The organism is Streptomyces sp. NRRL S-337, assembly GCF_000720175.1.
GTDB classification, from domain to species: Bacteria; Actinomycetota; Actinomycetes; order Streptomycetales; family Streptomycetaceae; genus Streptomyces; species Streptomyces siderophoricus.
The window spans coordinates 20,577-44,839 of sequence record NZ_JOIX01000042.1 but is presented as its reverse complement, the minus strand read 5'-3'; the positions used below and the strand labels follow the sequence as shown (position 1 = coordinate 44,839).

The 24,263-nt window shown below is 71.6% G+C and carries 22 protein-coding genes; 10 read left to right on the top strand and 12 right to left on the bottom strand.

The genetic code is table 11. The annotated features are described in order from the left end of the window. Positions 1-436 precede the first annotated feature (436 nt). Together IG62_RS49660 and IG62_RS0126210 are read left to right on the top strand one after the other, a co-directional pair. The gene (locus tag IG62_RS49660; protein ID WP_051798610.1) at positions 437-2,488 is read left to right on the top strand and encodes an AfsR/SARP family transcriptional regulator; all 2,052 of its coding nucleotides are present in this window, start codon (positions 437-439) and stop codon (positions 2,486-2,488) included. 120 nt (positions 2,489-2,608) lie between these two features. Beyond that, complete coding sequence (locus IG62_RS0126210) at positions 2,609-2,983, top strand: antibiotic biosynthesis monooxygenase family protein (protein WP_051798614.1); 375 nt, start codon at positions 2,609-2,611, stop codon at positions 2,981-2,983. Between the two features lie 29 nt (positions 2,984-3,012). On the opposite strand, the gene IG62_RS0126205 is transcribed toward IG62_RS0126210, so the two are convergent. Continuing rightward, complete coding sequence (locus IG62_RS0126205; RefSeq protein WP_030808106.1) at positions 3,013-4,122, bottom strand: DegT/DnrJ/EryC1/StrS family aminotransferase; 1,110 nt, start codon at positions 4,120-4,122, stop codon at positions 3,013-3,015. 129 nt (positions 4,123-4,251) lie between these two features. Here IG62_RS0126205 and rfbA point away from each other — a divergent pair, with 129 nt between their 5' ends. Further along, positions 4,252-5,133, top strand: coding sequence for a glucose-1-phosphate thymidylyltransferase RfbA (gene rfbA / locus IG62_RS0126200; protein WP_030808103.1), 882 nt, complete (start codon positions 4,252-4,254; stop codon positions 5,131-5,133). 14 nt (positions 5,134-5,147) lie between these two features. Here rfbA and IG62_RS0126195 read toward each other — a convergent pair whose 3' ends face one another. Beyond that, positions 5,148-5,858: a class I SAM-dependent methyltransferase gene (locus IG62_RS0126195; protein ID WP_030808100.1), complete on the bottom strand. Its 711-nt coding sequence runs from the start codon at positions 5,856-5,858 to the stop codon at positions 5,148-5,150. 58 nt (positions 5,859-5,916) lie between these two features. Continuing rightward, the gene (locus tag IG62_RS0126190) at positions 5,917-6,696 is read right to left on the bottom strand and encodes a cyclase family protein (protein WP_030808097.1); all 780 of its coding nucleotides are present in this window, start codon (positions 6,694-6,696) and stop codon (positions 5,917-5,919) included. Positions 6,697-6,873: 177 nt separating this feature from the next. Between IG62_RS0126190 and IG62_RS0126185 the strand changes: the two genes are divergently transcribed. After that, the gene (locus tag IG62_RS0126185; protein ID WP_030808094.1) at positions 6,874-7,311 is read left to right on the top strand and encodes a nuclear transport factor 2 family protein; all 438 of its coding nucleotides are present in this window, start codon (positions 6,874-6,876) and stop codon (positions 7,309-7,311) included. Between the two features lie 78 nt (positions 7,312-7,389). On the opposite strand, the gene IG62_RS0126180 is transcribed toward IG62_RS0126185, so the two are convergent. Genes IG62_RS0126180 through IG62_RS42310 form a run of 6 tightly spaced genes read right to left on the bottom strand, consistent with a single transcriptional unit; the run spans position 7,390 to position 14,425 of the window. Further along, positions 7,390-8,655 (bottom strand): class I SAM-dependent methyltransferase, encoded by a 1,266-nt coding sequence (locus tag IG62_RS0126180; protein WP_030808091.1) that lies wholly within the window; start codon positions 8,653-8,655, stop codon positions 7,390-7,392. Continuing rightward, positions 8,652-10,118 (bottom strand): NDP-hexose 2,3-dehydratase family protein, encoded by a 1,467-nt coding sequence (locus tag IG62_RS0126175; protein ID WP_037839350.1) that lies wholly within the window; start codon positions 10,116-10,118, stop codon positions 8,652-8,654. The genes IG62_RS0126180 and IG62_RS0126175 overlap by 4 nt, the downstream gene beginning before the upstream one ends. Further along, on the bottom strand, positions 10,115-11,080 hold the full coding sequence (locus IG62_RS0126170) for an NAD-dependent epimerase/dehydratase family protein (RefSeq protein WP_234326748.1): 966 nt from the start codon (positions 11,078-11,080) through the stop codon (positions 10,115-10,117). Before IG62_RS0126170 ends, IG62_RS0126175 begins: the two co-directional genes overlap by 4 nt. Then, entirely contained in the window at positions 11,059-11,673 is a 615-nt protein-coding gene (locus IG62_RS0126165; RefSeq protein ID WP_030808083.1) for a dTDP-4-dehydrorhamnose 3,5-epimerase family protein, read from the bottom strand. The genes IG62_RS0126170 and IG62_RS0126165 overlap by 22 nt, the downstream gene beginning before the upstream one ends. Positions 11,674-11,728: 55 nt before the next feature. Then, positions 11,729-12,940 (bottom strand): class I SAM-dependent methyltransferase, encoded by a 1,212-nt coding sequence (locus IG62_RS0126160; protein WP_030808081.1) that lies wholly within the window; start codon positions 12,938-12,940, stop codon positions 11,729-11,731. Between the two features lie 36 nt (positions 12,941-12,976). Next, positions 12,977-14,425 (bottom strand): P450-derived glycosyltransferase activator, encoded by a 1,449-nt coding sequence (locus IG62_RS42310; protein ID WP_158795120.1) that lies wholly within the window; start codon positions 14,423-14,425, stop codon positions 12,977-12,979. Positions 14,426-14,557: 132 nt separating this feature from the next. Here IG62_RS42310 and IG62_RS0126150 point away from each other — a divergent pair, with 132 nt between their 5' ends. Both IG62_RS0126150 and IG62_RS0126145 read left to right on the top strand, forming a co-directional pair. After that, positions 14,558-15,301, top strand: a complete 744-nt coding sequence (locus tag IG62_RS0126150) for an NAD-dependent epimerase/dehydratase family protein (protein WP_030808076.1) — start codon at positions 14,558-14,560, stop codon at positions 15,299-15,301. A gap of 118 nt (positions 15,302-15,419) precedes the next feature. Further along, positions 15,420-16,643, top strand: a complete 1,224-nt coding sequence (locus tag IG62_RS0126145) for an acyl-CoA dehydrogenase family protein (protein WP_030808073.1) — start codon at positions 15,420-15,422, stop codon at positions 16,641-16,643. 73 nt (positions 16,644-16,716) lie between these two features. Here IG62_RS0126145 and IG62_RS0126140 read toward each other — a convergent pair whose 3' ends face one another. Next, positions 16,717-17,667: an aromatase/cyclase gene (locus tag IG62_RS0126140; RefSeq protein ID WP_030808070.1), complete on the bottom strand. Its 951-nt coding sequence runs from the start codon at positions 17,665-17,667 to the stop codon at positions 16,717-16,719. Positions 17,668-17,828: 161 nt separating this feature from the next. Beyond that, on the bottom strand, positions 17,829-19,451 hold the full coding sequence (locus IG62_RS0126135) for an FAD-binding protein (RefSeq protein ID WP_078872243.1): 1,623 nt from the start codon (positions 19,449-19,451) through the stop codon (positions 17,829-17,831). Between the two features lie 350 nt (positions 19,452-19,801). Here IG62_RS0126135 and IG62_RS0126130 point away from each other — a divergent pair, with 350 nt between their 5' ends. The 3 genes from IG62_RS0126130 to IG62_RS0126120 all read left to right on the top strand — a co-directional run bounded on the left by IG62_RS0126130 (position 19,802) and on the right by IG62_RS0126120 (position 22,337). After that, the gene (locus IG62_RS0126130; RefSeq protein ID WP_030808064.1) at positions 19,802-20,791 is read left to right on the top strand and encodes an ATP-binding cassette domain-containing protein; all 990 of its coding nucleotides are present in this window, start codon (positions 19,802-19,804) and stop codon (positions 20,789-20,791) included. A gap of 2 nt (positions 20,792-20,793) precedes the next feature. Next, the gene (locus IG62_RS0126125; protein WP_030808061.1) at positions 20,794-21,567 is read left to right on the top strand and encodes an ABC transporter permease; all 774 of its coding nucleotides are present in this window, start codon (positions 20,794-20,796) and stop codon (positions 21,565-21,567) included. 77 nt (positions 21,568-21,644) lie between these two features. Continuing rightward, the gene (locus IG62_RS0126120) at positions 21,645-22,337 is read left to right on the top strand and encodes a DsbA family protein (protein WP_051798606.1); all 693 of its coding nucleotides are present in this window, start codon (positions 21,645-21,647) and stop codon (positions 22,335-22,337) included. A 59-nt stretch (positions 22,338-22,396) separates the two neighbouring features. Here IG62_RS0126120 and IG62_RS0126115 read toward each other — a convergent pair whose 3' ends face one another. Then, entirely contained in the window at positions 22,397-23,182 is a 786-nt protein-coding gene (locus tag IG62_RS0126115; protein ID WP_030808054.1) for an SDR family NAD(P)-dependent oxidoreductase, read from the bottom strand. A gap of 198 nt (positions 23,183-23,380) precedes the next feature. On the opposite strand from IG62_RS0126115, the gene IG62_RS0126110 reads away from it, so the two are divergent. Then, the gene (locus IG62_RS0126110) at positions 23,381-24,199 is read left to right on the top strand and encodes an NAD(P)H-binding protein (RefSeq protein WP_030808051.1); all 819 of its coding nucleotides are present in this window, start codon (positions 23,381-23,383) and stop codon (positions 24,197-24,199) included. Positions 24,200-24,263 lie beyond the last annotated feature (64 nt).

Here is a 24,263-nt window from a genome sequence, read left to right as displayed (position 1 = left end):
GGGCACCCCGGAAGGCGATGAACCCGCCAAGCTTGACGGGAAATGGTGCCTCATACATAGGCTCCCGGCATAAGCCGGAGGCAGCAACCCACCAGTTCGCAGCTGCCGAATACCGGCTCGGCGAGCGGCCGCCACGGGATCGAATATTCGCCATTCTTCGACGAACGCAGCACTACGGGAACTTTCCCGGATGCGAGTCAAGACTCGGCAAAGTGGACATTCCGTCTGTCCTTCATCGATTCCCCGACCTCCTTCACCCCTCGCCCCAACATTGACCAGTCGATCTCAAGGCCATAACGTGCTGATCGGCCGACGGAGAGGACGCCCGCACGCTTGGCGACCACATGCCGTGCGCGGCTCTGCTGACACGGGGGTAAACATCTTGGAGTTCCGGCTTTTAGGTCCCGTCGAAATCCTCCGGGGGGGCCGAAACATCATGCCGACCGCGCCCAAGCCGCGCCAGGTCATATCCCTGCTCATGCTGCGGCACAACACCGTGGTACAGGCGTCCGAGCTGATCGACGAGCTATGGCCCGAGCTCCCGCCCCCGAGCGCGGTGACCACCCTTCAGACGTACATTTACAAGTTCCGCAAGCTCCTTCTGAAACAGGGGCTCGGGAACCTGCTCGAGACACAACCGGGCGGATACAGCCTCACCATTCCGCCGTCGAGTCTGGACGTAAGCATGTTCGAGAGGCAGGCGGAGGAAGGCCAGGAACTTCTCCAACGAGGCGACTCCGCAGCAGCTTTGGCATGCTTCGAGCGGGCCCTGGCCCTGTGGCGCGGACCCGCGCTCGCCGACGTCGAGACAGGGGGCCGGCTCCTCTCGTACGTGACCCGCCTGGAGGAGCTGCGCTTCCGCATCCTCGAACTACGGATCGAGGCCGATCTGGAGAACGGCAGGCATCGCGAACTCATCAGCGAGCTCAAGGCGTTGGTGCTGGCCCATCCGTTGCACGAACACCTCCACGGACTGCTGATGGTGGCCCTGCACAGGTCCGGCCGGCGGCACGAGGCGCTGGAGGTCTACCAGACTCTGCGGCAGAAGATGATCGACGAACTCGGCCTCGAACCCGGCAAGGAACTCGCCCGCCTTCAGCACACCCTGCTGTCCGACTCACCCTCCGAGCCCCAGGAGCCCCCGCGACGGCCGAGGACCACGTCCGCCGTGCCGCCGGACCCTGCCGCTGCCCCGGCAACCCCGGCCCCCGCGCACGCGGATGCCCCGGTGGGTGAATCCCCCGTACCCTTCGCTCCCCTGCTGCCACCGGAGCGTCCGCTCGCGCCCGTCCCCGCGCCAAGGCCCATAGTCCCGCCCTCGTCCGGCTCCGTGGCCACGCCACCGCCAGGACCACACCTTCCCGCGCCCAGTGCCGGTGCCGCTCCGGTCCCCGCCCGACTGCCCTCGCCGGTCGCCGTGCGGGAGTCGATAGGAACACCAGCCCAACTGCCGGCCGGGCTTGCAGGGTTCGTCGGCCGCACCGACGTCCTCAAGGAACTGGAAGCGGCGCTGTGTGAGCCCGAGGGACCGGCGGCCGACGGCACGGCGGCTCACATAGGAGTCGTGACCGGTCCCCCGGGCGTCGGCAAGAGCGCGTTGGCCGTCCACCTGGCGCACACGCTCCGCCCGCACTTCCCCGACGGGCAGCTCTACGCGGACATGCGCGGCTCCGCCGCCGAACCGCGCAACCCCTCCGAGGTGCTCCGCGGCTTCCTGCGGGCCCTGGAGGTCCCGACCTCGCGCATTCCGGAAGGCCTGGAGGAGTGCGGGGCGCTGTTCCGGTCCCGCACGGCGGGGCGCCACGTGCTGGTGCTCCTGGACGACGTGGCGTCCTCGGCCCAGATCCGGCACCTGCTGCCCGCGGACCCGCGCTGCGCGCTGCTCGTGACCGGCCGCCGGCGGATGACCGCCCTGGTAGAGGCCGAGCGGGTCGAGCTGGGGCCGCCCTCCGCGAAGGAGGCACTGGAGATCCTCGCGGTCCTGGCCGGCCGGCAGCGGGTGGACCGGGAACCGGAGGCCGCACACCGGACCGTCGAACTGCTCGGCCGCCACCCGCTGGCCCTGCGGTGCGTGGGCGGCAGACTCGCGGCCGGGCCGGGGCTCTCACTGTCGGCGCTCGCGGACCGGCTGGAGGCCGCGCCCCGGATCCTCGACCTTGCCCGGCTCGGCGAGCTGGATGTGCGCTCCCGGTTCGCCGCGAGCTACGCGGGCCTCAGCCACCAGGAGCAGGGGGTCTTCCGGCTGCTCAGCATGCTGGGCGAGACGCCCTTCACCGCGTCACAGGCGGCCGAGCTGCTGAGCCGGCCGGTGCGGGAGCTGGAGTCCGTCCTGGAGGTCCTCGCCGACAACCACCTGCTGGCCACCGATCGTTGCGCCGACGGCATTGGACGCTACGTCTTCGACCGGCTGACCCGGGCCTACGCCAAGGAGCGCCTTGAGGAGACGCTCGCCGCGCCGCCCGTGACCGAGGAGGTGGGGGTCAGGTGAGCGGGGTTCACGCCGGTGGTCAGCGGGTGTCGAGGCGTCCTCCACAGGCCGCTGCCAGGCTCCCCGGCACAGGTCCGCAGGTGTCGGACGGAGACGACGAACAAAGGGGTGGACCAGCCCATGCCCAGCGGCGAGCAGCAGGAGTCCAACGTTGTCGGTGAGGCCGGGCCGGTCGGGCGCGGTCCTGAGGTGACCTTCGTCAACAGGTTCACCGTCCACGGGACTCCGGAGGAGTTCGAGGAGGTGTTCGCCCGGACCTCCGCCTTCATGGCGCGGCAGCCCGGATTCGTCCGGCACAGCCTGCTGCGGGAGGTGGACGAGCCGGCCGCATACGTGAACCTCGCCGTGTGGACCGACCGGGCGTCGTTCCAGCGGGCGGTGCGGCAGCCCGGGTTCGCGCCGCACGCCGCCGCCCTGCGGGAACTGAGCCGGAGCGAGAACGGGCTCTTCACCGCCCGTCTGTCGGTGACGGCGGCCGAAGCCCGGCGGACCTGAGCCGCCGCCATGCGTGGCGAAGAAGCCGTTCAGGACAGGGACTTGAGGACCTCTCGGAGGGCCTCGACGCCCCTGTCCTGCGCTTCCGGGGCCAGTGAGGGGTACATGGGCAGCGAGAAGATCTCGCGGGCCAGCCGCTCGGTCACGGGCAGGGAGCCCTCCCGGTAGCCGAGGTGTGCGAAGCCGGTCATGGTGTGGATCGGCCAGGGGTAGCTGATGTTCAGCTCGATGTCCCGCTCCCGCAGCGCCTCGATGATCTCGTCCCGACGCGGGTGGCGCACCACGTACACGTAGTGGACGTGCTCGTTGCCCGGGGCGGTCTCCGGGAGGACGAGTTCGGTGTCGCCGAGCCCTTCGGCGTACCGCCGGGCGATCTCCCGACGGGCCATCACATAGGCGTCGAGTCGCCGGAGTTTGCGGCGCAGGATCTCGGCCTGGACCTCGTCGAGGCGGCTGTTGTGGGCCGGCAGCTCGGTGACGTAGTAGCGCTCCTCCATGCCGTAGTAGCGCAGCCGGCGCAGCCGGCGGTCCACCTCCTGGTCGGAGGTGAGGACCGCGCCGCCGTCGCCGTACGCGCCGAGGACCTTCGTCGGGTAGAAGGAGAAGGCGGCAGCGGTGCCCATGGTCCCGGCCGCACGGTCGTGGTGACGGGCACCGTGGGCCTGGGCACAGTCCTCAAGGACGGCCAGGCCGTGCCGTGCGGCCAGTTCCTCCAGGGGGGCCATGTCGACGCACTGGCCGTAGAGGTGGACCGGGAGGAGGCAGCGGGTGCGCGGGGTAATGGCGGCCTCGACCTGGGAGACGTCCATGAGGTAGTCCTCGCGCACGTCGACGAAGACCGGGGTGGCGCCGGTGCCGACGATCGCGACGACGGTCGGTGCGGCGGTGTTGGAGACGGTGATCACCTCGTCTCCGGGCCCCACCCCGAGGGCCTCCAGGCCTAGTTTGACGGCGTTGGTGCCGTTGTCCACGCCGACGCAGTGCCGGGCTCCGTTCCAGGCGGCGAACTCCTCCTCGAAGGACCGGACGCTGCCGGCGAGGACCAGCCGACCGGAGCCGAAGACGGTGTCCACCGCGTCGAGAATGTCCGCGCGTTCTGCCGCGTACTCGTCCAGATATCCCCATACACGAAGGGTCACAGGTATTCTCCATTTCCGCTCGGATGGGCACCGAGTTCAGCGGATCCGACTCGTATCCAGCTCGATTGCGCCTCGACCCGGGATTCTCATCCTTGTACCTGCCGATATCGCATTGATAGCATCGCGTCCATGAAAGGAATCATTCTGGCAGGAGGCACGGGAAGTCGTTTGCATCCGATCACGCTGGCCGTTTCCAAACAGCTCTTGCCGGTCGGCAACAAACCGATGATCTACTATCCGCTCTCCGTGCTGATGCTGGCGGACATCAGAGACATCCTCGTCATCACCACCCCTCACGACCTGCCGCAGTTCCGGCGCCTCCTCGGTGACGGCAGCCATCTGGGGCTGTGCATCGACTACGCGGAGCAGCCCAAGCCGAACGGGATCGCGGAGGCCTTCGTCATCGGCGCCGACCACATCGGGGACGATTCCGTGGCCCTGGTGCTGGGCGACAACATATTCCACGGCAATTCTTTCTCCGAAGTGCTCAAGAAAGAGCAGGAGGAGCTGGACGGGTGCCTTCTGTTCGGTTACGAGGTGCACGATCCCGAGCGGTACGGGGTCGGCGAGACCGACGGGGACGGAATTCTGATATCCATCGAGGAGAAGCCGGAGAGGCCCCGTTCGAACCGTGCGATCACAGGTCTCTACTTCTACGACAACGACGTGGTGGGGCGGGCCGCGGCCCTGCGCCCCTCAGCCCGCGGCGAGCTGGAAATCACCGATCTGAACCGTATGTACATGGAACACGGGCGGGCCCGGCTGCGGGAGCTCGGCCGGGGCTTCGCCTGGCTGGACACCGGGACCCCCGAGTCGCTCCTCCAGGCGGCCCAGTACGTACAGACCCTGGAGGAGCGGCAGGGGGTGCGGATCGCCTGCGTCGAGGAAGTGGCGCTCCGGAGGGGGTTCATCGGTCCTGATGAGTGCCACCGGCTGGGTGCCCGGCTCGGGAACTCGGACTACGGCCGCTACGTGATGGCCATCGCCGGCGAGCACTCCTCCTCCGTGTGAGTGCCCCGGGCACCTCAGGGGCGGCGCGCGACGAACAGCCCCCGTGCCGTCCACTCCGGCCGGATGTACTCGGCCGGGCACCCGGCGTCGGCGAAGGCCGACAGGTACTCGTCCAGGGTGAACAGGGTGAGGAGGTCGACCTCGGTGAACTCCCGGATGCCACCGGCCTCGCCGATCACGAACCGCACCTCCATCCGCGTCGTCCGGCCCTCGCGGGTGGAGTGCGAGATCCGGGCGACCGTCCGGTGCTCGTCGCTCGCCAGGTCACCGGCCACGTAACCGTCGAGGAACCGTTCGGGGAACCACCAGGGTTCGACGACGAGCACCCCGCCGGGCCGCAGGTGGCGAGCCATGGCGGCGACCGTCGCCCGCATGTCGGTCAGCGTCCTCACGTACCCGATCGCGGTGAACAGGCACACCACGGCGTCGTAGGTGCGACCGAGGTCGAAGCCGCGCATGTCGCCCTGGTGCAGCGGCACTCCGGGGAGCCTGGCGGCTGCGCGCTCCAGCATGGCCGGGGAGAGTTCGAGGCCCTCAGTGTGAGCGAAGAGGCCAGCGAAGGCCTCCAGATGGGCACCGGTGCCGCACGCCACGTCCAGCAGGGAGTCGGCGGCGGGCAGCCGGTTCCTGATCAGGCGGGTGGTCTCGGCGGCCTCGGCGGCCCAATCCTTGCCGCGGGCGCGATAGACCAGCTCATAGACGTCCGCCAGGTCGTGGCCGTACATCGGCCTCCTTCGGGTATGGGCCCGGGACCGGGCACGGGTGGGCCAGGTGTCGGACGGCTCATTCGTCGACGAGGGCGACCGCGCGGGTCCAGCCCGCACCGGCGCCGGCGATCTTCACAGGGAAGCAGGACACCTGGAAGCCGTACGGGCCCGGCAGCGCCTCCAAGTTGGCCAGGCGTTCGATCTGGCAGTACTCGCGGTCCCTGCCGATCATGTGTGCGGGCCACAGCACGTCACGGTCCCCGGTGGCCCGGTAGCGGGCGATGATGTCCCCGAAGGGGGCGTCCAGGCTGAACGCGTCCGTGCCGATGACCCGGACGCCGAGGTCGAGGAGGAGATGGACGGCGGGGCCGTCGAGCCCCGCGAAATCGGTGAAGTACCGCTCGGTCCCCCGGTGGCGCTGTGCTCCGGTGCGCAGCAGGACGATGTCCATCGGGCTCGGGGGACGGCCGATGCGGGCGAACTCCCTCTCCAGCCGCTCCGCGCCGATGACGCCGGTGGGCGCGTCGGTCAGGTCCAGCACCATGCCGGGGCGCAGGAACCAGTCCAGCGGCATCCGGTCGATGTGTCTGGGCACGCCGTCGCCGTAGCCCGCCCGGGAGCCGTAGTGAGAGGGCGCGTCCACGTGGGTGCCGGTGTGGGTGGTGAGCGTGACGCGGTCCAGGGAGAGGAACTCGCCGTCGGGCAGCTCCTCGGGGGCGAAGGATATGCCGAAGTGGGTACGCATCTCCTCGCTCATGTGCAGGGCGCCCTCCCGAGGGGTGAGGACGTGGTGCTCCACGGGGTCGGGTTCCCAGAGCGCCGCGTCCACCGCCGAGGACAGGTCGATAAGCCTCACGGCATACCTCCAGGGGGTCGGGACGGGATTCAGGGTCGGCATCCTCCCGGCCGGGGCCGGAGCAACGGTCGAGCCGGGCTGGAGGCCGGGGCCCCGTCGCGGTACGAGTCCGGTTCCAAGGGCGCGCGCGAGCATCGGCGGCAGCCGCCCGCAACCGGCGGGCGAGGAGGGAGATCCGTGAACGAGACCTTCAGCCCGGGGTACGCGTCGCTGTGCGCCGACATCCAGCGGTTCCACGCCCGGCAGATGCAGCTGCTGGACTCGGGCGACGCCGAGGCGTGGGCCGCCACCTTCACCGAGGATGGCCTGTTCGCTCCGCCGTCGCTGCCCGAGCCGGTCCGCGGACGTGCCGCACTGGCGGAGGGGGTCCGGTCCGCTCACGCGGACCTCGCCGCCGGGGGCGAGGTCCGCCGGCACCTGCTGACCACGGCCGCGGTGGAGGGCCCCGGAGCGGACGGCTCGGTGCGGGTGCGGTCGTACGTGCAGGTGGTGGCGACCCGACGGGACGAGGCGCCACGTCTGCTGATGATGTGCGTGTGCGACGACGTCCTGGTCGTCGAGGACGGGGAGTGGCAGGTGCGCGAGCGGTACGTGACCCGCGACGACCGGCCCTGAGGGGAACGGTTCGAGGCCTGGGCGGGACGTCGCGGTGACGTCCCGCCCGGCCCTCGCGCGTGGTGTGGGTCCGCGTCGTCAGCGGACCGTGTCGGCGGAGACGACAGCGGGTCGGGGGAAGGGCAGGATGAACCGGCCTCCGGAACGCAGGAAGTCCGCCTCCTTGCGGAGGATCTCGTCGGCGTAGTTCCACGCGAGCATGAGGTAGACGTCGGGCGGGTCGTTCCGTGCGTGGCCGGGGCTGCGGACCGGGATGTGCGTGCCGGGCAGCACCTTGCCCTGCTTGAGCGAGGTGGTGTCGGTGCAGTAGGCCACCTCGTCGGCCCCGAGGCCGCAGATGTTGAGGATCGTGGTGCCCTTGGCCGAGGCCCCGTAGCCGGCGACTCGCTTGCCCTCCGCGAGCAGGGAGCGCACCAGCCCGGGCAACTCTTCGCGGACCACCCGGACGCCCCGGGCGAACTCCCGGTAGGCGGCGTCGGAACCGAGCTCGGCCCGCTCCTCCGCCGCGATCAGCTCGCCGACCGTGTCGGTGACGGGGCGCCGGGCCTCGGGGCGGCCGACGAGGACCAGCAGGGAGCCGCCGTGGACCGGGAGCCGCTCCGCGTCGAAGAGCTTCAGTCCGTGCCCGGTGAAGAGGGTGTCCAGGGTGCGGACGAGGAAGTACGACAGGTGCTCGTGGTAGATGGTGTCGAACGCGTACTTCTCCAGCAGGTCGACCGCGTAGGGGACTTCGACGGCGAATACCCCGTCGGGGGCGAGCAGCGCGCGCACCCCGGCGAGTACCCCGGCGAGGTCGTCGATGTGGGCGAAGACGTGGCGGCCGAGGATGAGGCGCGCGGCGCCGTGGGAGCGGTGCACGGCCCCGGCGGTGGTCTCGGTGAAGAACTCGGGCAGGGTGTGTATGCCCTGCTCGTTGGCGACGGCCGCCAAGTTGCGGGCGGGGTCCACGCCGAGCACCCGGGCGCCGTTGCGGGCGAAGGCGGCCAGCTGCTGGCCGGTGTTGCTGCCGAGCTCCACCACCAGGTCCCCGGCGGAGAGCCCGGCGCGCTCCCTGCAGGTGGTCGCGACGAACTCCATGTGGCGGGTGATGGTCTCCGAGTCGGAGGTGACGTAGCTGTACGTCCGGTACATCACCTCGGGGTCGACGACGTGCGTGACGCTCATCAACCGGCAGGAGCGGCAGGAGATCACGCCCAGCGGGTAGGCGGGCTCGTCCTCGTATGAGTCGGCGGGCTCCAGGAACGCGTTGGCCAGCGGCACGTCTCCGAAGGAGACCACGCGCTGCCAGTCCGACGCGGCGCACACCCGGCAGTTGGTGACGGGCCGTAGGTTCTCCGTGGTCATACCCGGACCTTCCTCTCCGCGATCGGCGCCGGCTCCCCCGGCAGCAACAGGCTCTGCAGGCAGGCCACCAGGCTGCGGGCCTGGATGTTGAGGTAGTGGCTGTGCCGCAGCAGCTCGACGAGCTGGTGGACGGTCATCCACCGGTAGTGGGGATCGTCGGGCGGGACGTCGAGGTCGGTGTCGACGATCAGGTAGCGGTTGCGCGCGTGGTGGAAGCGTCCGCCTTCCTCCGAGAGGACGGAGCGAAAGCGGACCCGCGCGGGATCCGCGCCCTCCACCGCGTCGAGGTAGCGCGGCCGCGCGCTCCTCGGCAGGTGCTCATAGGAGGCGGGGGTGCACTGGACCGTGGGGGCCAGTTCCACCACGTCCATATAGCCCGCCTCGACCCGGGCGTTCATCAGCACGTGCAACACCCCGTCGATGGACCGGGTGAGGAAGGCGACGACGCCGGTGCCGTGCGGTTCGATCATCGGCTGGGACCAGCGGGCGACCTCCCGGCCGCCGGCCTCCACGCGGACGCCGATGACGTCGAAGAAGGCCCCGGAGGCGTGCGAGATCCGCTCCGGGGTGCGGTGCCAGTCGGGCAGCCGGGCCAGCGGGACGCGGCGGGTCCGGATCTCCGTGCGGGTCCGGGCCTCGGTGATCCAGCTGAGGACGGCGCCCAGCGGGTGCCGGGCCTCGGCGGAGGGGTCGCAGGAACGGAAGAGGGCCTCCCGGAAGGGGTCGTCGGGCGCCCCGAGCTCCCGGGCGAGTTCCGCGTGGGCGAAGGGGAGGCAGGACAGGACCGTACGGGCGTCCATGTTGACCGTGTCGTCCTCGGCGAGGAGCCGGTGGAGCTGGCCGAGGGTCAGCCAGTGGAAGCCCTCGTGGACCTCCACCTCTCCCTCGGCCTCGACGACCATGTTCCGGTTCCGTTTGTGGTGGAAGGCGGAGCCCTGTTCCGACTGCCGTACGTCGACGAGGGAGCCCCGGGAGCCGGGTTCGCGGAACCGGTCCAGGTACGGCACAGGGCGGCCGCCGTGGACCCCGGTGTAGTTGCTGCGGGTCGCCTGGACGGTCGGGGAGATCTGCACGCCGTTGGCGTTGCCGGGTTCGACCTTGGCCTGCATCAGGCAGTGCAGGACGCCGTCGAACTCCTTGACCAGGATGCCCAGGACCCCGACCTCGGGCTGGTTGATAATGGGCTGGCTCCAGGCCGGTACCGGCCCGGCGGGCATCCGCACCTCCAGGCCCTCCACGGTGAAGAAGCCGCCGGTGTGGTGGCGCAGGTTGCCGGTGTCGGGCTCGGTCTCCCAGCCGGGGAGCTCGTCGAGCCGGACCCGTTCGACCCGGGTGAAGGTACGGCTGGCGGCCCTGGCGTACCAGTCGTGGAACGCCGAGTGCGGGGTGTGCCCGCCGTCGCGGGCCCGCGCCGACGCGGCGACGCGCAGCGGGGTCGCGGCGCGTGTCAGGGGTTCTGTCATGACTGCTCCACTGGGTGGTCCGCGCGGGACGCGTCCCACATGTCCTTGATCGATTCGGGCAGCTCCACGGCCGGGCGCCATCCCAGTAACCGGGCCGCGCGGCGGATGTCGGCCCGGGTCCAGTCGCCGCCCCGCGAGTCGACGGGCGCGGCCCGGAGCCGAACGGCGCCCGGAGGCGGTCCGGCGGCGGCGACGAGCAGGTCGAGCAGGTACGCCACCGGTACGGCCTCCCCGCGGCCCACGTTGATCACCTGCCCGGCGACGGGGCGGATCGCGGCCGCGAGGACGGCGGCGGCCAGGTCCCGTACGTCCAGGAAGTCCCGGTGGGCGTCGGCCACGGTCAGCTCGGCCGGCTGTTCGGGGGTGGCGGTACGCAGCCGGCGGACGGCGGCGCCGAGGAACCCGACCCCCGCCGCCTCCGGACCGCAGAGGTTGACGACGCGGAGCACCACACCGTCCACGAGGCCCGCCCGGCTGGCACGGAGGACAGCCTCGGCTCCGGCGAGTTTGCTGCGCCCGTAGGCGGAGACGGGGCGGGCCGGGCGGGTCTCCTCGACGGCGGTGCCGGCGGGCAGCGGACCGTACTCGTGGACGGATCCGATCTGCACGAAGCGGGTCCTGCCCGGCGCCCGGGCGAGCGCAGCGAGCAGGTTCTCCACGAGGTGGACGTGGACCCGCTGGTTCTCCTCTTCGCCGGTGACCCAGCCGCCGGTCGAGTTGACCACGGTGTCCACGTGGGCCGCGGCCAGCAGAGCGGCGAGTTCGCCGGGGTCGGCGGCGGCCGCGTCCAGGGCGAGGAAGCGGTTGCCGGTCGCGTACGGGGGCCGGTGCCGCGCCACTTCGAGGACCGGCCGGCCCGCGCGGACGAACGCGGCGGTCACCGCGCGGCCCACGCAGCCCGTCGCGCCGAACACGGCGACGGCGGACTCCCGGCCGGCGGTCACCGGGCCGGGCCGCCGCACAGCGCCCGTTCGATCTCCAGGCACCGGCGGTAGTCCGGGAGAGTGCCGGACTTCTCCGCCGTCTCCAGGGTGGGCGCGGCAAGGTCCCGCTCCGACATGACCGGCTCGAAGTCCGTCGGCAGGGGAAGTTCGAGAACCGGGTCGAAGACGGAGAGCGCCAATTCGTTCTCGGGCACGTACTCCCCGGAGAGCATGTACGACATCACCGTCCGGTCCTCCAGCGCCACGAATGCGTGGGCCACGCCGACGGGGAAGTAGACGGCTCGGAAGTCCTCCTGGTCGAGCAGGACGGTCTCCGAGCGCCCGTAGGTGGGCGAGCCGACCCGGACGTCGATGACGATGTCCAGGGCCCTGCCCCGCGCGCAGTACACGTACTTGGCGATGCCTGGAGGCGTGAGAGTGTAGTGGGCGCCCCGGATCGTTCCGCGCCGGGAGAGACTGTGATTCGTCTGGGCCACAGGGAACAGCGGGTGCCCCAGGGCCTGTCGGGCGGCCGTCTCCTGGAACGGGGAGACGAAGAGCCCCCGTTCGTCGGTGAAGATCTTCGGCCGGAACTCGAACGCGCCGTCCACGGCGAGCTGTCGCGACTGCATGACACCGTCCTCGGTTGCTTGTGGTGGTGCCGGCCTGGCCGGCGGCGTTCCGCGGTCAGAGGACGCGGACCTCGGGCACGTACACGATCCAGCGGCCCCCCGACTCCCGGAACAGCCGCTCCTTCGCCATGATCTCCTCGGCGTGGTTCCAGGCGAACAGCACCGCGTAGTCCGGGTAGGGGTGGGCCAGGGCCTCGGTGGGGCGGACCGGGATGTGCGAACCGGGCATGAGCTTCCCGTGCTTGGCCGGGGTCACGTCGTACACCCAGGCGATCGAATCGGGGCCGATGCCGCAGAAGTTGGTCACGGTGGCGCTCTTCGCCGTGGCGCCGTAACCGACGATCGTCTTGCCGTCCGCGCGCAACTCGCCCAGGAGTGCGGTCAGATCGGTGCGGACGCGTTCGACCCCGGCAGCGAAGGTGTCGAAGACTTCGGGGGTGCCGATCCCTCTGCGGTCCTCCTCGGCGATCAGATCGGCCACGGCCGGGCTCGGCGTGCCCCGGCCCGCCCGCTTCAGGGTGTAGCGGAGCTCGCCCCCGTGCACCGGCAGCCGTTCGACATCGACGACCTCGAAGCCGAAGCGTGCGGCGGCGGCGCTCACCGAGCGCACGGTGAAGAAGTAGAAGTGCTCGTCGTAGATCTGGTCGAAGGAGGTGCGCTCCAGGATGTCACCGAAGTAGGGGTCCTCGAATACGAAGGCGCCGTCCGGTGCGAGCAGCGTGTCGAGACCCCGGAAGACGGAGTCCAGGTAGGGGATGTGGCAAATGGTGTTCGCCGAGTAAACCAGGTCTGCCGGGCCGTCGGCGGCCACGATCGCGGCCGCCGTCGCCTCTTCGAAGAACTCGCTGAGGACCCGTACCCCCTGCTGACGGGCGAGTTCGGCGACACCGCCGGAGGGCTCGACGCCCAGGTGCCGGATGCCCTCCTTCGCCAGGGCCCGCAGCATCACCCCGTCGTTGCAGCCGATCTCCACGACGAAAGGGTCGGGGCCGCGCAGGTGTTCACGGAAGAGGCGTCCGGCGGTCTGCTCGAAATGGCGTCGCATGTGGGCCGAGCCGGACGAGTGGTAGGGGTAGGCCTCGTGGAACATCCGGTCCCGGGCGACCTCGTCCAGGAGCTGGATCATGCCGCAGGACTCGCAGCTGCCCACGGCGAGCCGGTAGAAGTACTCGTCGTCGACGCGGTCGGGTTTCAGGAACGCGTCGGAAAGTGGCTGGCGCCCGAAGTCGAAGAACTGACGGACGGGTCCTCCACAGACACGGCACATGGGGCCTTCCTCGGGTTCATAGGGTCCGGGGCGGAACTACCGCCGGACAATTCCTTGGCGGGCGGCGGGGAAGCGGATCACGCCGCCGGTGATCGGGGCACGGAGGCGGCGCAGCACCTCGTCGGTCCTGGTCAGGCCGGGCAGCTCCGCGGCGATGGCCCGCAGGGCGGCCTCGGCGGCCAGGCGCGCCGCCGGACCGACGAGGCCGTCGGCGTTGCCCTCCTCGGGGAGCAGGTGCCGTTCGGGGGCGGGCCGGTGGATGTCGAACCGGTCCGGGTCGCGGAGGTGCCGGGGGTCGCGCCGGGCCGCCTCGGTGAGCAGGACGACCTCCTCGCCCGCCGCCACCCGGGTCTCCGCGAGTTCAAGCTCCTCGCGGGCGTACAGCCGGTGCAGGCGGACGGGGGGCGTGTGGCGCAGGGTCTCGGCGACGGCGGCCGGGGCGAGGTCGGGGTCCTCGCACAGGGCCCGCCACTGGTCGGGATGGTCCAGGAGGAGGGCGACGGCGTTGCCGGTCAGGGTGGTGGCGACGTCGACGCCGACCAGGGCCAGCAGGGCGCACACCGTGAGGACGTCCTCGGGCGGGGGCGGACCGTGGGGGGTGGGGATGGCGGAAAGACGGTGGGGAAGCCCGGAGCTGCTGCGGTGGCCTGCTCCCGCGTCACTGCGGGCGTAGTGGGGGTGGGCCGTACGGGACGCTGTACGGGGAGAGCCCGCTGAGCCGGACGTATTCGAGGTGATGGGCGTGCCCGGTGGGTTGGGCGTGCCCGGCGCTCCGTCCGCGCCCGACGCGTCGAGCGGCTCCAGCGTCTCCGCGAGGAGGGCCAGGAGTTCCGGCAGTGCGGCGCGGTACCGGCGGGCCGTGTCCAGCCGCGGCGGGCAGAGCGTGGCGTCCAGGGCGCCGGCGAGTTGTCCGCTGAGCTCCGAGAAGCGGGCGGCCCGGTGGGCCGGTACGCCGAGCAGGACGCGCCCGGCGTCCACCGTGGCGGGCCGGATCAGGTCGTCCATCAGGTCGAACCGCTCTCCCACCGACGCCGCCCGGTTCCGATAGGCCCGGACGGCCGCCGCGTGCCGGCGGCGCAGGGCCCGTTCGCCGAGCACGGGCGCGGCCCATCCCCGCAGTCGCTCGTACTCCTCCCGGTCGAGGGCGGACGGAAGCCCGGTCAGCGGCAGCGCCTCCCGCAGGGCCGGCACGTCCCACGGAGCGGGTTCCCCGTCCGGCCCCCCGAGCGGGCCGCTGGTGTCGGGGGGCCGGGGCGTGAGGCGCCGGTCGGCCAGCGCGGCGGCGACCACCTCGTGGTCTGCCGTCACCCAGGCCTCGGCACTGCTCCAGTACAGAGGGCCCCGCTCGCGGACGCGCCGGCCCAGTTCGGCCCGGTCGTCTCCGGCCGCGCGCAGCAACAGCGCGTACGGGTCGCCTTTCGTGCCCAGAATCCACTGGACGCCGCGCAGGGTCAGCAGGACGCGTCCCAGCGCGCTGTCGGTCATGCTCGCCACCATGGGCCGGAACACTAGGCAGGCCGTCTCGACCCGCTCTCGACTTCCCCTGTCTCCGGCCGGACCGGGCGTCGAGCCGGACACGAGGGCAGCGTGGCACCGGCCCCCTAGGGTGACGCGATCATGGACATCATCGGCAAGGGTTTCCTCGCCCGGCACCTGTGGCCGTTGCGCGAGACGCACCCCGGGGTGACGGTGCTGGCGGCGGGCGTTCCGCGCCAGCACCTGCCGGATTCCGAGCACGAGCGGGAGGCGGCGCTCGTCCGGGAGACGATCGCGCGCTGCCGAAGCCGGGGCGAACTGCTGGTCTTCTTCTCCACGGCCAGCATGTACGGCAGTCCCGGCTGCCGGGGCCGTGAGGACGACCCGATCGTCCCGACCACGCGTTACGGCCTCCACAAGTTCGCCCTGGAGTCGGAGATCCGGGAGTCCGGCGTGGCACACCTCGTGCTGCGCCTCTCCTATGTGCTGGGGCCGAAAGGACCCGGTTTCCGGCTGGTGCCCGCCCTGGTGTCGCAGGTGCGCGCGGGACGGGTGCGGGTGCATCCCGGGGCCCGGCGCGACCTGCTGCACGTCGCGGACTTCGTCGGGCTCGTCGACCGCCTGCTGGCCTCCGGGGTGCGCGACGAGACGGTGAACGTGGCCTCCGGGGACTGCGTGGACGTCCTCGACGTCGTCGCCCACCTCAAGCAGCGGCTCGGCCTCGATGCTGTTGAGGAAGTGGTGAGCGGGGGCGAGAGCGCCTTCTCGCACTGTCCCTCGGTGGAGAAGCTGCGGGCCCTGGTACCGGAGCCGGCCGATTCGGTGTTCGGGCCGGGATATCACCGGCTCGCCCTGGACCGCTATCTCCGCGAGACGGGCGTATGACCGGCGGTGGACCCGGGGGCAGTGGCTTTCCAACGGTCGTCGAAGCGCGCCGGACATCATCGGGGCCGTCCCGATCGCACTGGGCGACCGGAGTCGAGTGAAGGAAGCGGGGAACGCGATGGCGACGCACGACAGGGACCGCGCGGTCACGGCGGATCTGCGCGGCCCGAGGACCGCCTCGGGCCGCGCGCTGCTCGCGCTGCTGACCGAGCACCTTCCCCGAATGCGGGAGGGAGCCCACCGGGCGGACCGGGAGGGCGCCTTCCCGGTCGAGGTGTTCGAGGGGCTCCGCGCGAGCGGGGTGCTCGGAGCCACCGTGCCGAAGGAACTCGGTGGCCTCGGTGTCTCCTCGCTGCACGACGTCTGTCTGGCCCTGACGACCGTGGCCGAGGCGGACGCCTCGACCGCGCTCGCCCTGCACATGCAGCTCAGCCGTGGTCTGACGCTCACCCACGAGTGGCGGCACGGCGACGAGCAGGCGCGGGAGCTGGCCGCTCGGCTGCTGGGGGCGATGGGCTCCGGCGAGGCGGTGGTGTGCACCACGGTGAAGGACGCGGGCGGGGGCCGAGTGATCACCCGCCTGCGGCCGGCGCCGGACGGCGGCTGGGTGCTGTCGGGTCGCAAGACGCTGGCGAGCATGGCACCGATCGCCACGGACTTCGTGGTCTCGGCGCGGGTGGAGGTGGCCGGGGTGCCGCGGTCGGCGGCCGCCGTACTGCCCCGGTGGGCCCCGGGTCTGACCGTCCTGGACAACTGGGATGGCCTCGGCATGCGGGCCTCCGGCAGCGTGGACATCCTCCTGGAGGACTGTCCGGTCCGTCCGGAGGACGTGTTCCTGCGCGGGCCGCTCGGGGAGCGCGACGACGCGGCCCTGGCCGGGCAGACAGTCAGTTCGATCACCATGCTGGGGATCTACGTGGGGGTGGCCCAGGCCGCGCGGGACCACGTGGTGGCCGAGCTGACCCGGCGCGGCGGCACGCCAGCGGCGGGGGTGCGCACGCTGCTGGCGGAGATCGAGGCCCGGTTGCACGCACTCAGGACGACGACAGCGGCCACGCTGACGGTGGCGGACCATCTGGCGTACGAGTTCGACGGCGATCCGCTTGAGCGCGGCCGGCGCATGATGTTCGACTTTCAGCGGGCCAAGCTGACGGTCAACCGGCTGGCGCCGGAGATCGTGGCGGACTGCGTGACGGTGATCGGCGGCGCCTCCTACTCGGGGTCGCATCCGCTGTCGCGTCTCTACCGGGACGTCAGGGCGGGTGCGTTCATGCATCCCTTCACCTATCCCGACGCGGTGGACTGGCTCTCGGAGGCTGCTCTGGGCAGCCCCAAGGACTGAGCCGGACCGGAACCGCCGGAAGGGGAGGGCCAGGATGACCGGCCCTCCCCTTCCGGTGTGCCCCGCGGGCGAGCTAGGAGCGGTCCCCCGAGGCGTGGGCGGCCGCGTGCTCCATGGTCGTGGTGCTGTTGCGGCTGAGGGCGTTCCGTACGAAGGCGCGGGCATCGGCGACGGTGGCGTCGGGACCCAGGACCGCCGGGATGGTCTCCTCGTTGAGGACCACGGTGTGGAGGGAAGTGATCCGTGCCCCGTCCGCGTCCTCCTCGAAGAGCCACCGCCCGATATGCGCCCTCATCAGGGCGGGGGTGCGTAGCTGCTTGTAGACGATCCGCTCGTCCGGGAAGCAGACCCGCACGGAGCGGGTGGTGTGCGTGGACCCGTCCGGCGCCCGGGTCTCCATCTCCAGCATCTGCACCCCGGGAACGTCCTCCTCCAGGACAGTGGCGGCGACGTGGGGCAGCCGCTCGGGCCAGCGGCCCGCCTCGTTGATGAAGGCGTAGGCGTCCTTGCGGCTGCCGGGGATCTCGACGGTGTCCTCGAAGGTGAAGGTGAGGCCGTCGGCGTCTTCGGCCCGTTCCGAAGCGGTGCGCAGGGCGTCCAGTTCGGCTCCGCTGTTGCGGTCGATCGCCCGCTCGATCCATTCCACGTTGTCGGGGTCGTCGCCGACGGCCCGGAAGTCGTGGAGGAGGCGCACCCGGGTGCGGGCGTCGTCGATCGCCTCGACGATCCACTCCCCGCCCATGGCGGCCACCGGGGGCTGGGAGACCTCCTGCCGGAAGGAGACGCGGAGGCGGTCGTGGTCCAGTTCACGGCGCGACGTCCAGGTCTTGACCTCGCCGTTCGCGGTGGCCCATATCCGGATGCGCTCCTCTGTGCCGCACCGTTCGACGTATTCGACGTGCACGGTGGGCGGGAAGGTTTCCGGCCAGCGGCCGACGTCGACGATCAGGTCGAAGACGCGGTGCGCCGGGGCGGCCACCGTGATCGTGTGCTCGGTGTGGTGGGTGGTCCGGGGGTGCGACATGGTGCTCCGTCCAGCTCGGCTCTGGGTCAGCGGTCTCATGGAGGCGGTCAGCTTCCGCGCCGGCTCTGGTCAGGGACTCGACGACTGCTCGGCACCGGACGGCCGGCGGGGCGCCGGAGGCCCGCGGGCCACTCGGCAGCGTTGGGCCGCGCCGGCGGCCGTCAGCCGGGCGGGCGGACGGACAGGGCGTGGCGGAACAGGTCCAGCGGGTCCCAGCGTTCCTTGACCCGGCGCAGCCGGTCCCCCTGGCCGCGGTGGTAGAGGGTCCTCCAGGACACGCCCGAGGTGTTCAGCCGCGGGTCGGCCAGGTCGGTGTCCGGATAGTTGACGTACGCGCCGCTGTTGGCCTCATTCGGCACCGGGACGCCGCCGGTGTCGGCGTGGAGCTCCCGGTAGAGGCCGCGGACCCAGGCGAGTTGGCGCTCCGTCTGTTCCTCCTCGCCCCAGAGGGCCTCGTGCACGGCGCTGAAGAGGCAGTCACGGTGGGGCATGGCGGTGGCCTCGGCGGGTACGTCGTTGACCCGCCCGCCGAGGAAGGTGAGGTAGACGGCGGCGGTGGCGAACTCCGGTCCGCCACGGCTCAGATGGTCGTGGAGGACGCCGACCTGCCGGTCGTTCCAGGGCTTGCGCAGCAGTGTGGACTTGGACTTGAACCGGGCCCCGCCGGGCCACTGCACGCCTCCGAGGACCGACTTCAGCCAGGGCGTGGTGGCCGTGGACGAGGTGTGCGGGGCCCCGGCCGCCCCGGTCAGTTCGACGGCGAGGGCGTTGAGGAGTTCGGCGGCGCGGGGGTGGGAGGCGTCGATCGCGGCGTCCACTGTGATCTTCCCGTTCGTCCGGTGGCCGAGGGTGAGCCCGCTCGACAACTCCCCGTAGGACGAGTTGGAGCCGACGCGCCGGTGGTGCCAGTCGCCGTGGGCGCGCAGGAGGCGGGCGAAGGCCGCGCGGTCCAGGTCGTGCCACTGCCAGCCGAGGGAGAGCGAGCGCACGGCGCCGGGCGGCCGGGGCAAAAGGTCGCCCGGACCTCCGGTCGCGCCGGGCGTCCGGAACAGGTAGCGGGTGACGACGCCGAAGTTGCCTCCGCCTCCGCCGGTGTGGGCCCACCACAGCTCGCGCTCGACACCGGTGGAGTCCCGGGTGGCCGTCACGAGGCGGGCGCGGCCGGACCGGTCGGTGACCACCACCTCGACCCCGTGGAGATGGTCGACCACCAGACCGTACCGGCGCGAGAGCGCGCCGTAACCGCCGCCGGCCACATGGCCTCCCACGCCGACCGTCGGGCAGCCACCGCCGGGCAAGGTGACGCCCCATCCGAGGTAGAGGGTGCGGTAGACGCGTCCGAGCGTGGCACCCGCCTCGACGGCGAAGACCCGGCGGTCCGGGTCGTACGTGACGGCCGTCATCTCGGAGACGTCGATCAGGACCCGGACCGCGGGGTCGTCGACGAAGTTCTCGAAGCAGTGCCCGCCGCTGCGGACCGCGACACGCCCGCGGACGCGGGCCGCCTCCTCCACCGCGCGGACCACCTGCCCCGCGGAGCCGACCAGGTGCACGACGCCCGGAGAGCCGGTGAAGCGGCCGTTGTACCCGCGCGTGGTGAGTTCGGTGTACCGGGGGTCGTCCGGCTCCAGCACCACCGGTCCCAGGGACTGCGGTCCCAGGGACTGCGGTCCCGTCGTCCCGGAGGGGGAGGCGGCGGCGGGACCGCCGAGGAGCGCGATCCCCCCGGAGAGCGCCGAGAGTTCCAGCAGCCTTCTGCGTGTGAGTCGCGCCAATGCGGACACCGACCTTCCCGTCCGGCCCGAGGCCGATCGCCGTCTAGGCCGTCAGCCTCGGTTTCCTCGCTGGCGGAACGGTGGAGTCGCGCTGGTACGGGCAGCACCCGACGGGCCGGAAAAGGTGGTTCGAACGGCGGCTCGGCGACCCGGTCGGCGGGGCACGGGGGACGGTTCGAAGAACCGATCGAGACTGTCAGGGGAACTGACAAAGACGTTATTAGCGCTTCTAAGCTCGAAGAAGTCAAGAGCCCAGAGCATCTGACTTCCCCTCACCCTGCCCTGAGACCGCGGCGGCCGGTCCGGGCAGGCACCGAGAACCCCCTGACTCACCCTCATGAACCCTGTATGGGAGAAACATGATTCACACCCGCGGGCTCACCCGCAGCTTCCGCGCCAAAGGAGAGACCGTCGAGGCCGTGCGCGGCCTGAACTTCGATGTCGAAGCGGGCTCCGTGGTCGCTTTCCTCGGCCCGAACGGCGCCGGGAAGACCACCAGCCTGCGGATGCTGACCACTCTGCTCCCGCCGACCTCGGGCACCGCCGTCGTCGCCGGTCACGATGTACTGACCGCCCCCTCGTGCGTCCGCAACCGCATCGGCTATCTCGGTCAGGGCAACAGCGCCGGCAGCAACTTCCGGGTCAGCGACGAGCTGATCACCCAGGGCCGCGCGTACGGCCTGAGCCGCGCGAAGTCCCGCGCCCGGGCGGAGCACCTGCTGACCGCGCTCGAACTGGAGGACCTGACCAAGCGGACGGTGGGCACCCTCTCGGGCGGTCAGCGCCGCCGCCTGGACATCGCCATGGCCCTGGTCCACGAGCCGGAACTGCTCTTCCTCGACGAGCCCACCACCGGGCTCGACCCACACAGCCGCGCCAACATCTGGGAGCACGTGCTGCGGCTGCACAAGGAGCTCGGCACCACGATCCTCTTCACCACCCACTACCTGGAGGAGGCGGATCTCTGGGCCCAGAGAGTGATGGTGGTCGACCACGGCCGGGTGATCGCCGACGCCCCTCCAGAGAAGCTCAAGGCCGACTTGGCCGGCGACCGCATCACCCTGGGGACCGCCGACCGCGCCGACGCCGAGCGGGCCGCCGAGCTCGCCCGCGCCCTGCCCACCGTCCACGACGTCACTGCCGACGACACGGAGGTGCGGGTGCGTACCCCCCACGGAGACGTCCAACTCCCGGTCCTGTTGCGCAACATGGAGGCAGTCGGGGTGCGGGCGCTCACCGCCCGGCTCACCCGCCCCACCCTCGACGACGTCTTCCTCAGCCTGACCGGCCGCACCCTGCGGGAGAGCGCCGACGCCGCCGGACCGACCACCACGCACGACGGAGCCTGACCATGAAGGTGCTCAACGACACCCGCACCGCGTTCGCCCGCGAGCTGGGGCCCGAGCTGCGCCAGCCGGCCGGCCTCCTCTTCACCATGCTGCTGCCCTTCCTCTTCCTCGCCCTCTTCGCTCCCCTGCTCTCGGGCATGGGCCCCGCGGGCGGGGACACCGGCACGGGCTCCCCCTGGCAGTGGTTCGTGCCGGGCATGCTCGTTCTGCTGGCGCTCTCCGCCACCGCCGGAGCCGGGGCCTCCCTGCTCAACGAGATGTCCTCGGGCGCCTTCGAGCGCATGCTCGTGACCCCGCTCAACCGGGCCGCCATGCTCGTGGGGCGGGCGCTCAAGGAGGTCGTGATCCTCCTGACGCAGTCCCTGCTGATCCTCGCCCTGCTGCTGCCGACCGACTTCCGGCTCCGGCCGCTCGGCGCCCTGGCGGGACTGGCGCTGCTGACCGTCTTCGGGATCGGGATCGGCGCGCTCTCCTTCACCCTGGCGCTCCACTCCCGCAAGCAGCAGACCCTGTTCTACGGGGTGCAACAGATGATCTTCTTCCCCCTGCTGCTGCTCTCCGGCGTCCTGCTGCCCATCACCCAGGCCTCGGCCCCCACCTGGCTCTACGTCCTGAGCCGGATCAACCCCGCGACCTATGTGGTCGAGGCCGAACGCGCCTTGTTCGACGGCCGGTTCGCCGAGACGAGCGTGCTGTACGGGGTCCTCGCGGCGATGGCCATCGCGGTGCTCGGGGTCTTCGCGGGCATCCGGGGCATGCGCAACGCCTCCGCGTGACACGCCGGCCACCGCATCCGCCCGCTGCCACCGCCGCCCGCCGCCGTCTGACTCCGTACGCGAAGGAGCACCGCATCATGACCGCCGAAGCCCTCCGGGCCGCCCCGCGTCCCGAACCCCGCACCGTGGACGTCTGGTTCGACCCCGCCTGCCCGTACTCCTGGCTGACCGCCCGCTGGCTACGGGAGGCCGCCGCGGTCCGCCCGCTGGAGCCGCGCTGGCACCTCATGAGCCTGACCCTCCTCAACGAGGACCGGGACGACGATCCCGAGGGCGACCCCGACGGTTACCTGATGGTGCCCGTGCGGATCGGCACCGCCGTCCGGCACCACCACGGACAGGAGGCCCTGGGCCGCTTCCACGCCTCGCTGTGGGCCGACCTCGGCTCCTCCGGCGGCGGGAAAGCCAAGAAGTGGATCAACGATCCGGCCCTGGCGCTGGCTCACGCGGGCCTGCCGGCGGAGCTGGCGGCGGCCGGTACGTCCACCGCCTATGACGAGGAGCTGCGGGCCTCGCACGCGGAGGCCGTACGGCTCCTGGGCCCGCGGACCGGGACGCCGGTGGTGGCGGTCGGGTATCCGGCGGAGCCGCACAGTCCGCCGCTGGCCTTCTTCGGGCCGGTCATCTCCCGTGTGCCGAAGGGGGAGGTGGCGGGGCGGCTGTGGGACGGGACGCTGCTGGTGGCCGGGGTTCCCGGGTTCCACGAACTCAAGGGAAGGCCCGCCGACCCGGAGCCGGACGTGACCGGATCGGACGTCGATCCGGCGTGACCGGGCCCCCGTCGGCGGGCGTTCGGACGGGACGCGCGGGAGCCCGCATACTCCCTGGGTCAGTAGTTGCCGAGGCCGCCGCAGACGTTGAGGGCCTGGGCGGTGATGGGCGCGGCCGTGTCGGTGATCAGGTAGCCGACCAAGCCCGCCACCTCGTCGGGGGTGGTGTAGCGGCCGAGCGGGATCTTCGCCTGGAACCGTTCGAGGACCGCGTCGGTCGTGGTGTCCCACGCCGCCGCATATCCCGCGCGGACCCGCTCCGCCATGGGCGTCTCCACGTAGCCGGGGCAGACGGCGTTGACCGTGATGCCGGTCTTGGCCAGTTCCAGTCCCAGGGCCTTGGTGAAGCCGACGACGCCGTGCTTGGAGGCCGAGTAGGGGGCGCCGAGCACGACGCCCTGCTTCCCGCCCGTGGACGCGATGTTGACGATCCGTCCCCAGCCGTTGTCCAGCATGCCGCCGGTGGTCAGCGCGGCCCGGGTCACCCGGAACGCGCTGTGGAGGTTGGTGTCGACGACGTCGAGCCAGAGCTCGTCCGTCAGCCCGGCGGTGGCCCCGCCCCCGTTGCGTCCCGCGTTGTTGACGAGGACGTCGACCGGGCCGTACCGGTCGACGGCGGCGCGCACAAACGCGTCCACCTGCTCGGTGGAGCGGACGTCGCAGGTTTGGCCGTCGGCGTCCACACCCTCCTCGCGCAGGAGTTCGACGGTCGCGGCGACGGCGTCGGCGTCCCGCGCGCAGAGGAAGATCCGCAGGCCGTCCCTACCGAGCGAGCGGGCCACGGCGAGGCCGATCCCGCTGGTCGCCCCGGTAATGACGGCGACCCGTCCTTCGGTTCCGGTCATGGTCCCTCCCGGATCGTGACATCGAATGTGCGTACGCGGCCCGAGGGTGGCAACGGGCGCTCGACGGGCGGTGGACCGACGGCATTCACCACGCTTCGAGCCGTTCGAAAGAACGGCCCGGAAAGGTCGGCGGGTCCGGGACCGGGCCTGCCGGACACGAGAACCGAACACGAGACGACAGACGAGGGAGAAGAGACCATGACCGTTCTGGTGACGGGTGCCACGGGGAACGTGGGCCGGCACGTGGTGGCGGGGCTGCTGGAGGCGGGCGTGCGGGTCCGCGCGATGACCCGCACGCCCGAGCGGGCCGCGCTGCCGGAAGCGGCGGAGAGGGTCCGCGGCGACCTCGGCGATCCGGCGAGCCTCGACGCGGCCCTCGCGGGCGTCGACCGGGCATACCTCTTCCCACTGCCCGGGACCGCCGAGGAGTTCACCGCGCGGGCGGCGAAGGCGGGGGTGCGGCGGATCGTCGTGCTCTCGTCGGTGGCGGCCGAGTACGCCGACGGGGACTACAGCGGCGACCACCACACGGCGGTGGAGCGGGCGGTGGAGGCCTCCGGCCTGGAGTGGACCCATGTGCGGCCCGGTGAGTTCATGTCCAACCTCCTCGACTGGTGGGCCCCCTCGATCAGGGCCGAGGACGTGGTCCGCGCCCCCTTCGGGGCGACCCGCAGCACCCCCGTGCACGAGGCCGACATCGCCGACGTGGCGGTGACGGCCCTCCTGGAGGACGGACACGCGGGGAAGGCGTACTCCTTCGCCGGTCCGGAGTCCCTGGCCAAGGCCGAGCAGGTACGCATCCTGAGCGAGGTCCTCGGCCGCGAGATCCGCTTCGAGGAGCTGACCGTGAACGCCGCCCGCACCCTGTGGCTGAGGCAGGGCATGCCCGCCGAGGCGGTCGACTGGCTGCTCCAGGACCCGGTGGACGTGCCGGTGGGCCCGACCGCCGAGCGGGTCACCGGGCGGCCTGCCCGCACCTTCGCGCAGTGGGTGGCCGACCACCGGGCGGACTTCTGACGGGCTGCGCCACGGCGGTGTTCAGCGGCGGTTGAGCGGGTTTCCAGGCGGTCCGCCGACGGTG